Here is a 14,782-nt window from a genome sequence, read left to right as displayed (position 1 = left end):
GAGGGGAGCACCTCATGCACGACGAACGCCACCGGATCGAGAACCGCGCCCAGCGACTCCACCACCAGCGCGTCAAACCCGCGGTCCACGCCGCCACCGTCCCGCTCGCCGTCGAGGCCTGGCACGCACCGGGCGAACCGGTCCCCTTCGCCGAGGCCGCGGCCGCCTCCTACGCGCCCTTCGCCCCCGGCACCCCATGGGGTCCGCCCTGGGGCACCACCTGGTTCCGGATGCGCGGACAGGTTCCCGAGGAGTGGGCCGGCCGGCGCGTCGAGGCGGTCATCGACCTCGGCTTCACCGGCGCCGGACCGGGCTTCCAGGCCGAAGGCCTCGTGCACCTGCCCGACGGCACCCCCCTGAAGGCCGTCAACCCGTTCAACCGGTACGTCCCGGTCGGACGCCCGGCCGCGGGCGGTGAGGAGATCGACTACCTGGTCGAGGCGGCCTCCAACCCCGACATCCTGGCCGACGGTTTCGCTCACCCGACCCCGCTCGGCGACCGGCTCACGGCGGGCGACACACCGCTGTACGTGTTCCGCGGCGCCGACCTCGCCGTCCTCGACGAACCGGTCTGGCACCTCGACCTCGACCTCCACGTGCTGCGCGAACTCATGGCCGAACTGGGCGAGCACGAGCCCCGCCGGCACGAGATCGCGCACGCGCTCGACCGGGCGATGGACGCGCTCGACCTCGACGACGTCTCCGGCAGCGCCCCCGCAGCCCGCGAGATCCTCGCCACCGTCCTCGCGCAGCCCGCGCACGCCAGCGCGCACACCGTCTCCGGCGTCGGGCACGCCCACATCGACTCCGCCTGGCTGTGGCCGCTGCGCGAGACCCGGCGCAAGACGGCCCGCACCTTCTCCAACGCCACCGCGCTCGCCGACGAGTACGACGAGTTCGTCTTCGCCTGCTCGCAGGCCCAGCAGTACGCGTGGGTGCGCGACCACTACCCCCAGGTGTGGGAGAGGATCAAAAAGGCGGTCGAGAAGGGACAGTGGGCGCCGGTCGGCGGCATGTGGGTCGAGGCCGACGGCAACCTGCCCGGCGGCGAGGCCCTCGCCCGCCAACTCGTCCACGGAAAAAGGTTCTTCCTCGACCACTTCGGCATCGAGACCAAGGGCGTCTGGCTGCCCGACTCCTTCGGCTACACCGCCGCCTACCCGCAGCTCGCCAAGCTCGCCGGCAACGACTGGTTCCTCACCCAGAAGATCTCCTGGAACCAGACCAACAGGTTCCCCCACCACACCTTCCGGTGGGAGGGCATCGACGGCACCCGCATCTTCACCCACTTCCCGCCGGTCGACACCTACAACGCCGCCTTCACCGGCGAAGAGATGGCCCGCGCCGTGCGCAACTACCGTGAGAAGGGCGGCGGCAGGCGCTCGCTCGCGCCGTTCGGCTGGGGCGACGGCGGTGGCGGCCCGACCCGCGAACACATGGAGCGGGCCCGCCGGCTGGCCGATCTGGAGGGCTCCGCGAAGGTCGTCGTCGAACACCCCGACGCCTTCTTCGCCAAGGCCCGTGAGGAGTACCCGGACGCCCCGGTCTGGAACGGCGAGCTCTACCTGGAACTCCACCGCGCCACCTACACCAGCCAGGCCCGCACCAAACAGGGCAACCGGCGCAGCGAACACCGGCTGCGCGAGGCCGAGCTGTGGGCCACGACGGCCGCCCTGCACGCGCCGGACCAGTACTCCTACCCGTACGACACCCTCGACCGGCTGTGGAAGACCGTCCTGCTGCACCAGTTCCACGACATCCTGCCCGGCTCCTCCATCGCCTGGGTGCACCGGGAGGCCGAGGCCGAGTACGCCAGGGTCGCGGAGGAACTGGAGACGCTGACGAGGGAGGCGACCGCCGCCCTGGGCGGCGGCCGCCCCGGAGCCGGCGCCCGAGTGTTCAACACGAGCCCGTACGACCGCGCCGAGGTGGTCCGCACCCCCGACGGCCCGCCCGCGTACGTGACGGTGCCCGCGAACGGCAGCGCACCTCTGGACGCGGTGGCGGACGCGGCTTCGGCCGTGCCCCCGCAGCCCGTCACCGTCACGACCGCGGACAGGGGACGGGTGCTCGACAACGGGCTGGTGCGGGTGCGGGTGGCGGACGACGGCACACTGTCGTCCGTATACGATCTGCGGTCGGCCCGCGAGGTACTGGCAGGTCCCGGCAACCTGCTGCGGCTGCACACGGACCTCCCCAACCACTGGGACGCCTGGGACATCGACAAGCACTACCGCAACCGCCGCACGGACCTGCTCGGCACCGAGTCCGTCACCGTCGTCGCGCAGGACCCGCTGATCGGCGCCGTCCGTGTGGAGCGCGCCTTCGGCAACGGCTCACGGATCACCCAGACGATCACCCTGCGCGCAGGCAGCCCCCGGATCGACTTCGAGACCGAGATCGACTGGCACGAGGCCGAGAAGATCCTCAAGGCCGGCTTCCCGGTGGACATCCGGGCCCCGCACTCCTCCGCGGAGATCCAGTTCGGCCACGTCCAGCGTCCCACCCACACCAACACCAGTTGGGAGGCGGCCCGGTTCGAGGTGCCCGGCCACCGCTGGGTGCACCTCGGCGAACCCGGCTACGGCGTCGCAGTCCTCAACGACTCGACGTACGGCCACGACGTGACCCGCACGGTCCGCGACGACGGCGGAACGACCACCACGGTCGGCCTCAGCCTGGTGCGCGCGCCCCGCGTCCCGGACCCCGGGGCCGACCAGGGCGTCCACCGTTTCACCTACGCGCTGCTGCCCGGCGCGGGCATCGAGGACGCCGTCGCGGAGGGCTACGCCCTCAACCTGCCGCTGCGCGTGACCCGGGCGGCGGTCCCGCCGGACCCACAGGCCCCCGTGGCTCCCGCCGCTCTCGCCGCTCCTGTGGTCTCCGTGGACGGCGGGGGAGTGACCGTCGAGGCCGTCAAGCTCGCGGACGACGCCTCCGGTGATGTCGTCGTCCGCCTCTACGAGTCCCGCGGCGGGCGCGCCACCGGCACCCTGCGCACCGGCTTCCCGCTCGGCGGCGCCACGGTGACCGACCTCCTGGAGCGCCCGCTGGAACCGGCGGACACGGACGGGGACGCCGTGCCGGTGGCCCTGCGCCCCTTCCAGGTGCTGACCCTGCGGCTGGCGGTGCGGCGGGACTGAGGCGGGACCGGCGGTGTGCGTACCGACGGTGTGCATCGGATCGGCCGGTCGCCCCCCGTGACAGCGGCCGACCGACCCGAGCCCCCCGTTCCCCCGTGCTTTCCCCCCGGGCTTCCCCCATCCCCTCCGGAAGGCTTCCCCACCCCCCCCGGAAGGGCTTCCCCCGTCGCCCTTCACCGTTAAGAGCGCGACACCCGCCGCCTGATACACCCCCCGGAGGAATTTCCCGAAAAAAATCCGGCCCCGGCGCAGGAAGCGTGCCGGGACCGGTCGACGGGGGCGGGGGTGACGGGGGAGTGCGGAGGAGATTCGGGTTCTAGCGGTGGCTCGTTCCCCAGGCGGGGCCCCCGGCAACGGCGTCCGCGGCGGCGGTGCGCACCTGATCGGAGCCGACCGCCGTCCGAGGCCCGGCGGGCACGGCCGGGGCCGGTACACCGCTCAGCGCGGGCGTGGGCACGTCCGCGGGCAGGCCCGCGCGCTGCTGCGGCACCGAGACCGGCCGCAGCGGACGCAGCCCCGACACCACCGAGTAGTCCTGGCCCAGGAACGGCGGGGACATCTCCCCCGGATCGTCACCGAGCGCCAGCCGCACGGCGGCCCACGGCGCGTTCACCCCGCACAGCGACAGCTGGTGCAGACCGCCGGCCGGCCGGGTGTTGACGTCCATCAGCACGGGCCGTTCGCCGAACATCCGGAACTGGATGTTGGACAGATGGTGCAGCCCGAACCCCTCCGCGATCCGCCGGGCCGGCTCCAGCCACTGCTCGTGCAGCGTGAACCCCCTGCGGCGGCCGTTCTTGGTGCGGCCGACGGCCAGCCGGACCCTGTTGTCCGGCCCGGTGAGGCAGTCCACCGACACCTCCGGCTGTCCCAGTACCGGCATCACCAGCCAGTCCACCGGCTCCTCGGCCTGCCGCACCGCCTCCAGTACCAGCTCCAGCGGCACGTACGGGCTGGGGAAGCCGTTCAGCTGCGTGAGCGAGAAGGGGGCTCGGGTGATCACCCGGTAGCCCACACCGCCCGCGCCGGACGCGGGCTTGAAGCACGCCCGGTGACCTCGCGCCTCCAGCTCCTCGACCGCGCGGACCAGCTCGTCCGCCGACCGCACCCGCCACCACGGCGGCACCGGCACCCCGATCGCCTGGACGGCCTCGTAGGCGATCACCTTGTCGTGGAAGACGGCCACCGCCTCGGGCGGCGGCGCCAGCAGCGCAGTCCCGGCCGCCTCGAACTCCGCGCGGTGCGCGACGATCGCGCCCTGGTGCAGCCGCGGCACGAACACGTCGATGCCGCGCCGCGCGCACTGGGCGAGCGCGTACTCGACGTACGCCGCCGGGGACAGGCCCTCGGGTTCGAGCTCGGCGGTGTCGGCGGCGGCCAGTACGGGGGAGTCCGGGTCGCCGTGGGTGGCATGGATCTCGACGGCCCGGTCGCTGGGATTCCTTCTCAGCTGATCCATGAAGAACACGTTCTCCGCGTACGTGCGGTTGAGCCATACGCGTACGCAAGAGGCCATGCAGGGCCGCCTTTCACAGGGTGCGGGCAGGCCTCGGCGGCCCGTGCCCGGGCAGAGGGTGCGGAGGGTCGCCGAACGGCCCCGGGGAAGGGCTTCACTGCGGCGGTGTAGCGCCGATCATACGGCTTCGATCCGCGCTCCCGAACCACGGGCGTGTTACGGATTCGGTGATCCTGCCCGCCGGTGACCGTACTCTTCGTGCCATGGTGTGCGTACGGATTGATCGTTCAGGTTCAAGGGGCGACAGATGACGTCAACAGCAGGCGGCGGCGGACAGCTGTGGGCCATCAGCGACCTTCACATCGGCTACGACGAGAACCGTGCCCTGGTGGAGCGGATGCGCCCCGAATCGGACGACGACTGGCTCCTCGTGGCCGGAGACGTCGCGGAGACCGTGGACGACATCCGCTGGGCGCTCAAGACCCTCGCGGGCCGGTTCCGGAAAGTCGTCTGGGCGCCCGGCAACCACGAGCTGTGGACCCACCCGAAGGACGCCGTCACCCTGCGTGGCGTCGCCCGCTACGACCACCTCGTCGCCCAGTGCCGCGACCTCGGCGTGGTCACTCCCGAGGACCCCTACCCGGTCTGGGAGGGCCCCGGCGGTCCCGTGGCCGTGGCCCCGCTGTTCCTCCTGTACGACTACTCCTTCCTGCCGGCCGGGTGCGCCACCAAGGACGAGGGGCTGGAGTACGCACAGGGCACCGGCGTCGTCTGCACCGACGAACACCTGTTGCACCCCGACCCGTACCCGAGCCGGGAGGCCTGGTGCCGGGCCCGGGTCGCGGAGACCGAACGGCGGCTCGCCGGCCTGCCCGACGGCCTGCCCGTCGTCCTCGTCAACCACTACCCGCTGCACCGGCACCCCACGGACGTCCTGTGGTACCCCGAGTTCGCCATGTGGTGCGGCACCGTCCTCACCGACGACTGGCACCGCAGGTTCAACGTCCACACGATGGTCTACGGCCACCTCCACATCCCGCGCAGCACCCGGCAGGACGGCGTCCGTTTCGAGGAGGTGTCCGTGGGCTACCCCCGCGAATGGCGGAAGCGGCCGACACCGCCCGGGCGGCTGCGCCGGATCGTGCCGGGGGAGGCGACGGAGTCCGCGTCCGCGCCCGGGGCCGTGGTGGGGGAGGGTGGGAACCGGTGATCGGGGAACTGCTGCCCGACACGGTCGTCGTGGTGGAGGCCTACGGCGACGAGGGCACCGATGCCCCGCTGTACCCCGAGGAGGCGGCCGTGGTGGCGCGGGCCGTCGACAAGCGCCGGCGGGAGTTCACCGCGGTACGCTCCTGCGCCCGCCGGGCGATGAAGAAGCTCGGCGTCCCCCCGCATCCCGTGCTGCCCGGCGAGCGCGGCGCGCCCGGCTGGCCCGACGGGCTGGCCGGCAGCATGACCCACTGCGCGGGCTACTGCGCCGCCGCCCTGGTCCGTACGGGCGACCTGGCCTCCGTCGGCATCGACGCGGAGGTCCACGGACCGCTGCCCGAGGGGGTGCTGGCCTCCGTGGCCCTTCCCGGAGAGGCGGAGCGCGTCGCCCGGCTGACCCGGGAACGGCCCGGGGTGCACTGGGACCGGCTGTTGTTCAGCGCCAAGGAGGCCGTCTACAAGGCGTGGTTCCCGCTCACCGGGAAGTGGCTGGACTTCATGGAGGCCGACATCGAGCTGTTCGCCGAACCTGCCGACGGCACCGGCACCGGTGGTTCGGGCGCTTCGGCGCGCGGTGGGTTCCGGGCGGTGCTCCTGGTCCCCGGCCCGTGGGTGGGCGACCGCCGCCTCGGCCACTTCGACGGCCACTGGAGCGCCGAGGGCGGTCTGGTCGGGACCGCGGTCGCCGTACCGCACGGCTGACGGGGGCATCGGGTCCGGGGCACGGTCCGCGACCGGCGTGGCGCCGCCCCGGACCCGTACCGCACGGCTCCGGCCGGCGGTGCGGACGGCTTTTGTCAGCCGTGCGGCCCGGTCACGGCTCCGGGTGCCAGTCGCGGAGCATCCGGAAGAAGGACTCCTCGTTGCCGGACAGCCCCGCCCGGGCCAGGGCGGTCTCCGCTTCCGCGAGGACGGAGGGCGCCACGACCGGGGGCCTGTGGGTGCCCGGCGGGCCGGTCTCCGCGTCGTGGGCGGCGCGCACCGTGTGCAGCAGTCGCAGATAGGCCTGGACGGCGGTGCGCTCGCGGTCGGTCGGTACGGCGGTGGGCATCGCGCGGCTCTCCCCAAGTCGTGATCCGGCATCGCGCGTCCCGCGCGGTGCGGGCGCACCCCCAGCTTGCCGCCCACCACTGACAACCGCTCCGTGCCGCGGGCCGGTGTGCCCACCCGGCTGAACCGCCCAGCCCGGCTCAGGCCTTCGGAGGCTGGACGCTCTCCAGGAGCATGTCCAGCCACTCCGCGACCTTGTCGCGGTGCTGGTCGGTGGGGAGCTGGGCGGCCCGCCACGCGATGCCGCGCACCCCGTGGTCCTGCAGCAGCCGCTCCAGCGGGTCCCCGGCCGCCACGGCGGCCCGCCGCTCACGGTCCGCCAGGCTCTGCAACAGCTCCTGCTCGGTGTGCTGGAGTGCGTTCGCGAGCGCTTCGGGGTCCTCGGCGGTGAGGAATCCGGCGTGCACCCGGAAGAACCGCTGGATGGCGTCGCAGTGCTCCATGGTGGGACGCCGGTCGCCGTTGATCAGGGCGCCGGCCTGCTGCCGGGACATGCCCGCGCCGTCGGCGATCTCCTGCTGCGTGTACTTGCGGCCGTTCGGCTTGAGGCGGGTGCGGCGCAGCAGGTCCAGGCGCTGCACGAACCGGGTCTGCACCTCGGGCTCGCCCGCCGGCCGGCCGCTCAACAGGGCCTTGACGACGGGCTCCGGGACTCCGGAGGCCGCGGAGAGCCGGCCGACGCCGAAGACCTCGGCGTGCGGCACGTCGAGCCGGTCGGCGAGTGCGGCGACGCGGGCGACGACGGCCGGCAGCGCGGTCGTCGGCGCGGTGTCCTGACCCTCACCCACGAAGCCACCGGTCACCGACAGATCTCCTACGTCTACGTCTCTCACAGGCTTCTCACACGGGATTGCCGTGAACTTCACGGAGACTAGCCCGTGTCTCGAACTCACATCCAGGTCTCGCCACAACTGTGGCCAATTTCAGCCGTCAACCGTCATGAAATGCCACGATAGTTGACACGCCCGAGGTCCTGGCCGCAGGATCGGGGCGCCGCGTCAAGGCCGCACAGGCAAGAGGGGTGAGCCTCCCGATGGCACATCAGGCAGGAGGGCAGCGGCCGATGCCGCGGCCCGGCCCCGAGACCCCCGAGGCGCGGGCCTACCTGGAGGACTACGCCGCGTTCCTCCACGCGGTGCCCTTTCCCTCCCTGGTGGTCGACCGCCGCTGGGACGTGCTGCTGGCCAACACCGCTTTCCGGACACTTTTCCGGGATGTCGAACCGCATCCGACGGCCATGCCCGGCGACAACTTCCTCCGGTTCGTCCTCTTCCACCCGGACGCCGCCACCGTGCTGGGGGAACACGAGTCGAGCTGGTGCCTGCCGATGCTGGCGCACTTCGCCAAGACGGTGGAGCGGCACGACCACGACCACGGGCTGCAGGCCATCCGCCGGGACATCGCCCAGGACCCCATCATGGAGGCCGCCTACCGGCAGGGGCTGCCGCACTGGCTCCGTGCCGTCGGCGAGCAGGCGGCCGAGCACGACGGCGCCGTACGGCCGTTGCGGCATCCTGATCCGCGCTGGGGGGTCACCGAGTGCCGTCTCGTCGTGGAGACGACCAGGGTTCTCGACGACATGGACTGCGTCCGGCTGACGCTGGTCCTGCGCGAGGCGCCCCGCACCCCGGCCGGCCACCGCAGACGCCGGCGCGCCGCTTCCCACCTCAGCGTGGTGCCGGCGGCGGACTGAACCGTCCTGCCGGAGCCGTCGTGGTGCGCCGATTTCTTGCGCGCTGACGCAAGCCGCTTGCGTGACTTGCGCTATTCTTGCGTTCATGACGCGACGACTTGCTGTGGTGGCGAAGAAGGTCGGGGTCAGCGAGGCCACGGTCAGCCGGGTGCTCAACGGCAAGCCGGGAGTCTCCGAGTCCACCCGGCAGGCCGTGCTCTCCGCCCTGGACGTGCTCGGCTACGAGCGGCCCACCCAGCTGCGCGGCGAGCGCGCCCGCCTGGTCGGCCTGGTGCTGCCCGAGCTGCAGAACCCGATCTTCCCCGCCTTCGCCGAGGTGATCGGGGGTGCGCTGGCCCAGCTCGGACTGACGCCGGTGCTGTGCACCCAGACCCGCGGCGGCGTCTCCGAGGCGGACTACGTGACGCTGCTGCTCCAGCAGCAGGTGTCCGGCGTCGTCTTCGCCGGCGGGCTCTACGCCCAGGCCGACGCGCCCCACGACCACTACCGGCAGCTCGCCGAGCGCAACATCCCGGTCGTCCTCGTCAACGCGGCCATAGAGCACCTCGGCTTCCCGGGGGTCTCCTGCGACGACGCGGTGGCCGTGGAACAGGCCTGGCGGCATCTGGCCTCGCTCGGCCACGAGCGGATCGGTCTGGTGCTCGGCCCCGCCGACCACGTTCCGTCGGCCCGCAAGCTGGCCGCCGTCCGCGCGGTCGCCGGTGAGGTGCCCGACGAGCACGTCGCCCGCGCCATGTTCTCCATCGAGGGCGGGCACGCCGCCGCCTCCCGGCTCATCGACCGGGGCGTGACCGGCTTCATCTGCGCCAGCGATCCGCTGGCCCTCGGTGCCGTACGGGCCGCCCGCCGCCGGGGGCTCGACGTCCCCGCGCGGATCTCGGTCGTCGGATACGACGACTCGGCCCTGATGAACTGCACCGAGCCCCCGCTCACCACCGTCCGCCAGCCCATCGAGGCCATGGGCAGGGCCGTCGTGGACCTGCTGAACGCGCAGATCAACGGGGGGCAGGTCGCCGCCGAGGAGCTGCTGTTCGAGCCGGAGCTGGTGGTGCGCGGGTCGACCGCACAGGCACCCCGGGCCTGAGGACCGGTCTGCCCGGGCCCCTTGGGTCCGGGACCCGCGGGCCCCTCGGGATTGCCGCCGCCCCGCTTCCGGTCGTCTGTCGAATAATTTCATATTCTGCGCGACATCTTGCGGACCCCTGTCGTCGGTGCTTGAGTGTGCCCCGCCCACCGCTCCTGTCCGAGGGGTTCACCCGCTCCTGTCCCAGAGGGGTCCACCGATGAGAAGCACCGGGATCCGCCGTACCCTCGTCGCGCTAGGCGTCGGCGCCCTCACGCTCACCGCCTGCGGGTCGAACGACGACCAGGCCGCCGACGGCAAGACCCGCATCACGGTCAACTGCATGCCGCCCAAGAGCGCCAAGGTCGACCGCCAGTTCTTCGAGGAGGACATCGCCGCCTTCGAGAAGAAGAACCCGGACATCGACGTCGTCCCGCACGACGCGTTCCCCTGCCAGGACCCGAAAACCTTTGACGCCAAGCTCGCCGGAGGGCAGATGGAGGACGTGTTCTACACGTACTTCACCGACGCCGGCCATGTCGTCGACATCAACCAGGCGGCCGATCTCACCCCGTACGTGAAGGAGTTGAAGAGCTACGGGACGATCCAGCAGCAGCTGCGGGACATCTACACCGTCGACGGCAGGATCTACGGCGTACCGCGCACCGGGTACTCCATGGGGCTCATCTACCACCGGGAACTCTTCGAACGGGCCGGACTCGACCCCGACCGGCCGCCCACCACCTGGGCCGGGGTCCGCGACGCCGCGAAGAGGATCGCCGCACTCGGCGACGGCACCGTCGGCTACGCCGACTACAGCGCCCAGAACCAGGGCGGCTGGCACTTCACCGCCGAGCTCTACTCCCAGGGCGGCGACGTCGTCACCCCCGACGGGAAGAAGGCCGCCGTCGACTCGCCCGAAGGCCGCGCCGTGCTGCGGACCCTGCACGCCATGCGGTGGGAGGACGAGTCCATGGGCAGCAAGCAGCTGCTCGTCATCAACGACGTCCAGCAGATGATGGGCGCCGGCAAGCTCGGCATGTACCTCGCGGCCCCCGACAACATCCCGATCCTGGTGAAGGAGAAGGGCGCCGAGTACAAGGACCTCGCCCTCGCCCCCATGCCCGGCGGACAGGCCACCCTCATCGGAGGCGACGGCTACATGTTCAACAAGAAGGCCTCGCCCGAACAGATCAGGGCCGGCCTGAAGTGGCTCGACCACATGTTCCTCACCCCCGGCGACGGCTTCCTCGGCGACTACGCCCGCGCCGAGAAGAACGACGCACCGGTCGGCCTGCCCGAGCCCCGGCTGTTCACCGGCGCCGCCGACGCCAAGGACCAGCAGGTCAAGGAGGATCACGCCAACGTCCCGGTGGAGAACTACCAGGCCTTCCTCGACGGCAACCAGAGCCTGGAGATGAGGATCGAGCCGCCGCAGGCGCAGCAGCTCTACTCCGTCCTCGACGGTGTCGTCTCCGCGGTCCTCACCAAGGAGGACGCCGACATCGACCGGCTCCTGAAGGACGCCTCGACAAAGATCGACGGCATCCTGGCGCGAGGCTGACCGGCGATGACCACCATCACGGCCACCGTCATGGCCTCCACCCCGCGTGAGGCCGGCCCGCGATGACGAAGACCGCCACCGCACGGCGCGCCGCCCCGCCGCCCGCCGTCCGCCCGGTGAAGGCGCCGCCCCCGTCCAGGGACCGGAGGCGGCGCCGCCTCGCCGACCAGGCCCACGCCTACGGCTTCCTCCTCGGCGGCCTCGTCTGCTTCGCCCTGTTCTCCTGGTACCCGGCGATCCGCGCCGTCGTGATCGCCTTCCAGAAGTACACGCCGGGCTCGCCGCCCGAATGGGTGGGCACCGCCAACTTCACCCGCGTCCTGTCCGACCCCGAGTTCGGCGCGGCCTGGCGCAACACCCTCACCTTCACCCTGCTCGCCCTGCTGCTCGGCTTCGCCGTTCCGTTCGTCCTCGCCCTCGTGCTGAACGAACTCCGTCACGCCAAGGCGTTCTTCCGCGTCGTGGTCTACCTGCCGGTGATGATCCCGCCGGTGGTCAGCGCCCTGCTGTGGAAGTGGTTCTACGACCCGGGCCCCGGCCTCGCCAACGAGGCGCTGCGGTTCCTGCACCTGCCCACCTCGAACTGGTCCAACGGTGCCGACACCGCCCTGGTCTCCCTGGTGGTCGTCGCCACCTGGGCCAACCTGGGCGGCACCGTCCTGATCTACCTCGCCGCCCTCCAGTCCATCCCCGGCGAACTGTACGAAGCCGCCGAACTCGACGGCGCGAACCTGCTCCAGCGCATCCGGCACGTGACGATCCCCCAGACCCGGTTCGTGATGCTGATGCTGATGCTGCTTCAGGTCATCGCCACCATGCAGGTGTTCACCGAACCGTTCGTGATCACCGGCGGCGGCCCGGAGAACTCCACCGTCACCGTCCTCTACCTCATCTACAAGTACGCCTTCCTCTACAACGACTTCGGCGGTGCCTGCGCGCTGAGCGTGATGCTCCTCGCCCTCCTCGGACTGTTCTCCGCCGTCTACCTCCGGCTCACCCGCTCCTCCCAGGAGGCAGCATGAGCGGCACCCGCACCCTCGTCTCCCCGGCCGTCCTGGCCCGCCCCCGGGGCCGGGCCGTCTACTGGACCGTGTTCACCGGCGTCGTCCTGCTCTTCGCGCTGGCCTTCCTCTTCCCGGTCTGCTGGATGGTCACCGGCGCGATGAAGTCCCCGGACGAGGTGGCGCGCACTCCGCCCGACCTCCTCCCGGACCGGTGGAGCACGAGCGGCTGGACCGACGCCTGGGAACTGATGCAGCTCCCCACCCACCTGTGGAACACGGTGGTGCAGGCGGCCGGAGCCTGGCTGTTCCAGCTGGTGTTCTGCACGGCAGCCGCCTACGCCCTGTCCAGACTGCGGCCCGCCTTCGGCAACCTGATCCTCGGCGGCATCCTCGCCACCCTCATGGTCCCCGCACAGGCCCTGGTCGTACCCAAGTACCTCGTCGTCGCCGACCTGCCGCTGGTCCACACCAGCCTGCTCAACGACCCGCTCGCCATCTGGCTGCCCGCCGTCGCCAACGCCTTCAACCTCTACCTGCTCAAGCGGTTCTTCGACCAACTGCCGAGGGACGTCCTTCAGGCCGCCGAGATCGACGGCGCCGGACGGCTGCGCATCCTGTGGTCCATCGTGCTGCCCATGTCCCGACCGGTGCTCGGCGTCGTGTCGATCTTCGCCCTGGTCGCGGTGTGGCAGGACTTCCTGTGGCCGCTGATGGTCTTCTCCGACACCGACAAACAACCGATCGGCGTGGCCCTGGTGCAGCTGTCGCAGAACGTCCAACTGACCGTCCTCATCGCCGCGATGGTGATCGCCAGCATCCCCATGGTCACGCTGTTCCTCGTCTTCCAGCGGCACATCATCGCCGGGATCGGCGCGGGCGGCACCAAGGGCTGACCCGGTCCCGAGGACCGACGCCGGACCCGTCCACCGAAGAGAAAGGCACGCACCGTGGGAGAGCCCACCCCTGCCCGCAGCGACGACGACTGGTGGCGCTCCGCCGTCATCCACCAGGTGTACGTCCGCAGCTTCGCCGACGGAGACGGCGACGGCACCGGCGACCTCGCCGGAGTCCGCGCGAAACTGCCGTACCTCGCCGAACTCGGTGTGGACGCCCTGTGGTTCAACCCCTGGTACCTGTCCCCGATGAAGGACGGCGGCTACGACGTCGCCGACTACCGGACGGTCGACCCGGCCTTCGGAACCCTCGCCGAGGCGGAGAAACTCATCGCGGAGGCACGCGAACTCGGCATCCGCACGATCATCGACATCGTGCCCAACCACGTCTCCGACCAGCACGCCTGGTTCCGCGCCGCCCTGGCCGGCGGCCCCGAACGGGAGCTGTTCCACTTCCGGCCGGGCCGCGGCGAGAACGGCGAACTGCCCCCGAACAACTGGACGTCGGAGTTCGGAGGCCCCGCCTGGACCCGCCTTCCGGACGGCGACTGGTACCTCCACCTGTTCGCCCCCGAGCAGCCCGACCTCAACTGGGCGCACCCCGCGGTCCGCCAGGAGCACGAGGACATCCTGCGCTTCTGGTTCGAACGGGGCGTGGCCGGCGTCCGCATCGACTCCGCCGCCCTGCCGGCCAAGGACCCCCTGCTGCCGGACCTCCTCGAGGGCCGGGGCCCGCACCCGTACGTCGACCGGGACGAACTCCACGACGTCTACCGCGCTTGGCGGGCCATCGCCGACGAGTACGGTGCCGTCTTCGTCGGCGAGGTCTGGCTGCCGGACGCGGAACGCTTCGCCCGCTATCTGCGCCCCGACGAACTGCACACGGCGTTCAACTTCTCCTTCATGACCTGCCCCTGGGACCCGGTCCGGCTGCGGACCTCCATCGACGAGACGCTCGCCGAGCACGCGCCCGTCGGCGCGCCCGCCACCTGGGTGCTGTGCAACCACGACGTGACCCGCACGGTCACCCGCTACGGCCGCTCGGACACCGGATTCGACTTCGCCACCAAGGCCTTCGGCACCCCGACCGATCTGGCCCTCGGCACCCGTCGCGCCCGCGCCGCCGCCCTGCTGTCGCTGGCGCTTCCCGGCGCGGTCTACCTCTACCAGGGAGAGGAACTCGGCCTGCCCGAGGCGGAGGTGGCACGGGAACACATCCAGGACCCGATGCACGCCCGCTCGGGGGGCACCGACCCGGGGCGCGACGGATGCAGGGTGCCGCTGCCGTGGGCGGCACGGGAACCGTACGCGGGATTCGGGTCCCGGGACACGCCGTGGCTGCCGCAGCCGGACGACTGGGCCACGTACGCGGTCGACCGGCAGCAGGACGATCCCGGCTCCATGCTCACCCTCTACCGCCGGGCGATCCGCCTGCGCCCCGCCTTCGGCACGGGCCCGCTCACCTGGCTCCCCGCCCCCGACGGTGTCCTGGCCTTCGAGCGCGCCGACGGCACGCGGTGCCTCGTCAACCTCGCCGACACCCCGGCCGACCTGCCCGAGCACACCGGGATCCTGCTCGCCAGCGGGCCCCTCGACGCCGGGAACCGGCTGCCGGGGGACACGGCCGTCTGGCTCCGCACGCGGGCGGCCCCGGCCGGGGCCGACAGGACCTAGCGGACCGGAGGCGCGTCCTTCCCGAAGTCCACC

The 14,782-nt window shown here is 71.8% G+C and carries 12 protein-coding genes; 9 read left to right on the top strand and 3 right to left on the bottom strand.

Going from position 1 to position 14,782, the window contains the following annotated elements; translation table 11 throughout:
* Positions 1–14 precede the first annotated feature (14 nt).
* On the top strand, positions 15–3,143 hold the full coding sequence (locus tag ACFWVE_RS02215; RefSeq protein ID WP_384007405.1) for an alpha-mannosidase: 3,129 nt from the start codon (positions 15–17) through the stop codon (positions 3,141–3,143).
* Positions 3,144–3,459: 316 nt separating this feature from the next.
* Here ACFWVE_RS02215 and ACFWVE_RS02210 read toward each other — a convergent pair whose 3' ends face one another.
* The gene (locus ACFWVE_RS02210) at positions 3,460–4,659 is read right to left on the bottom strand and encodes an ATP-grasp domain-containing protein (RefSeq protein WP_384007403.1); all 1,200 of its coding nucleotides are present in this window, start codon (positions 4,657–4,659) and stop codon (positions 3,460–3,462) included.
* Between the two features lie 247 nt (positions 4,660–4,906).
* Between ACFWVE_RS02210 and ACFWVE_RS02205 the strand changes: the two genes are divergently transcribed.
* Together ACFWVE_RS02205 and ACFWVE_RS02200 are read left to right on the top strand one after the other, a co-directional pair.
* The gene (locus ACFWVE_RS02205) at positions 4,907–5,809 is read left to right on the top strand and encodes a metallophosphoesterase family protein (RefSeq protein WP_384007401.1); all 903 of its coding nucleotides are present in this window, start codon (positions 4,907–4,909) and stop codon (positions 5,807–5,809) included.
* The gene (locus ACFWVE_RS02200) at positions 5,806–6,510 is read left to right on the top strand and encodes a 4'-phosphopantetheinyl transferase (protein ID WP_384007399.1); all 705 of its coding nucleotides are present in this window, start codon (positions 5,806–5,808) and stop codon (positions 6,508–6,510) included. Before ACFWVE_RS02205 ends, ACFWVE_RS02200 begins: the two co-directional genes overlap by 4 nt.
* 112 nt (positions 6,511–6,622) lie before the next feature.
* Here ACFWVE_RS02200 and ACFWVE_RS02195 read toward each other — a convergent pair whose 3' ends face one another.
* Both ACFWVE_RS02195 and ACFWVE_RS02190 read right to left on the bottom strand, forming a co-directional pair.
* Positions 6,623–6,859 (bottom strand): hypothetical protein, encoded by a 237-nt coding sequence (locus tag ACFWVE_RS02195; RefSeq protein WP_384007397.1) that lies wholly within the window; start codon positions 6,857–6,859, stop codon positions 6,623–6,625.
* 139 nt (positions 6,860–6,998) lie between these two features.
* On the bottom strand, positions 6,999–7,661 hold the full coding sequence (locus ACFWVE_RS02190; protein WP_384007395.1) for a helix-turn-helix domain-containing protein: 663 nt from the start codon (positions 7,659–7,661) through the stop codon (positions 6,999–7,001).
* Between the two features lie 230 nt (positions 7,662–7,891).
* Between ACFWVE_RS02190 and ACFWVE_RS02185 the strand changes: the two genes are divergently transcribed.
* The 6 genes from ACFWVE_RS02185 to ACFWVE_RS02160 all read left to right on the top strand — a co-directional run bounded on the left by ACFWVE_RS02185 (position 7,892) and on the right by ACFWVE_RS02160 (position 14,749).
* Positions 7,892–8,551: a hypothetical protein gene (locus ACFWVE_RS02185; RefSeq protein ID WP_384007393.1), complete on the top strand. Its 660-nt coding sequence runs from the start codon at positions 7,892–7,894 to the stop codon at positions 8,549–8,551.
* A gap of 85 nt (positions 8,552–8,636) precedes the next feature.
* The gene (locus ACFWVE_RS02180) at positions 8,637–9,635 is read left to right on the top strand and encodes a LacI family DNA-binding transcriptional regulator (RefSeq protein WP_384007391.1); all 999 of its coding nucleotides are present in this window, start codon (positions 8,637–8,639) and stop codon (positions 9,633–9,635) included.
* A 199-nt stretch (positions 9,636–9,834) separates the two neighbouring features.
* Entirely contained in the window at positions 9,835–11,178 is a 1,344-nt protein-coding gene (locus tag ACFWVE_RS02175; protein WP_384007389.1) for an ABC transporter substrate-binding protein, read from the top strand.
* Between the two features lie 62 nt (positions 11,179–11,240).
* Entirely contained in the window at positions 11,241–12,200 is a 960-nt protein-coding gene (locus ACFWVE_RS02170) for a carbohydrate ABC transporter permease (protein WP_384007387.1), read from the top strand.
* Positions 12,197–13,075: a carbohydrate ABC transporter permease gene (locus ACFWVE_RS02165; protein ID WP_384007385.1), complete on the top strand. Its 879-nt coding sequence runs from the start codon at positions 12,197–12,199 to the stop codon at positions 13,073–13,075. The genes ACFWVE_RS02170 and ACFWVE_RS02165 overlap by 4 nt, the downstream gene beginning before the upstream one ends.
* A 54-nt stretch (positions 13,076–13,129) precedes the next feature.
* Complete coding sequence (locus tag ACFWVE_RS02160) at positions 13,130–14,749, top strand: glycoside hydrolase family 13 protein (RefSeq protein WP_384007383.1); 1,620 nt, start codon at positions 13,130–13,132, stop codon at positions 14,747–14,749.
* The last annotated feature ends 33 nt before the right edge of the window (positions 14,750–14,782 follow it).

Origin of the sequence: Streptomyces sp. NPDC058632 (assembly GCF_042717095.1) — a bacterium.
Taxonomy (GTDB): Bacteria; Actinomycetota; Actinomycetes; order Streptomycetales; family Streptomycetaceae; genus Streptomyces.
Note: the sequence above shows the minus strand (reverse complement) of the source record. Positions and strands in the feature narration are given on the sequence as shown.

Excerpts from the sequence above, each read along its gene's own strand:
- ACFWVE_RS02170 (WP_384007387.1), top strand. The coding sequence starts at position 11,241 with ATGACGAAGACCGCCACCGCACGGCGCGCCGCCCCGCCGCCCGCCGTC.
- ACFWVE_RS02205 (WP_384007401.1), top strand. The coding sequence starts at position 4,907 with ATGACGTCAACAGCAGGCGGCGGCGGACAGCTGTGGGCCATCAGCGAC.
- ACFWVE_RS02175 (WP_384007389.1), top strand. The coding sequence starts at position 9,835 with ATGAGAAGCACCGGGATCCGCCGTACCCTCGTCGCGCTAGGCGTCGGC.
- ACFWVE_RS02180 (WP_384007391.1), top strand. The coding sequence starts at position 8,637 with ATGACGCGACGACTTGCTGTGGTGGCGAAGAAGGTCGGGGTCAGCGAG.
- ACFWVE_RS02215 (WP_384007405.1), top strand. The coding sequence starts at position 15 with ATGCACGACGAACGCCACCGGATCGAGAACCGCGCCCAGCGACTCCAC.
- ACFWVE_RS02185 (WP_384007393.1), top strand. The coding sequence starts at position 7,892 with ATGGCACATCAGGCAGGAGGGCAGCGGCCGATGCCGCGGCCCGGCCCC.
- ACFWVE_RS02210 (WP_384007403.1), bottom strand. The coding sequence starts at position 4,659 with ATGGCCTCTTGCGTACGCGTATGGCTCAACCGCACGTACGCGGAGAAC.
- ACFWVE_RS02165 (WP_384007385.1), top strand. The coding sequence starts at position 12,197 with ATGAGCGGCACCCGCACCCTCGTCTCCCCGGCCGTCCTGGCCCGCCCC.
- ACFWVE_RS02195 (WP_384007397.1), bottom strand. The coding sequence starts at position 6,859 with ATGCCCACCGCCGTACCGACCGACCGCGAGCGCACCGCCGTCCAGGCC.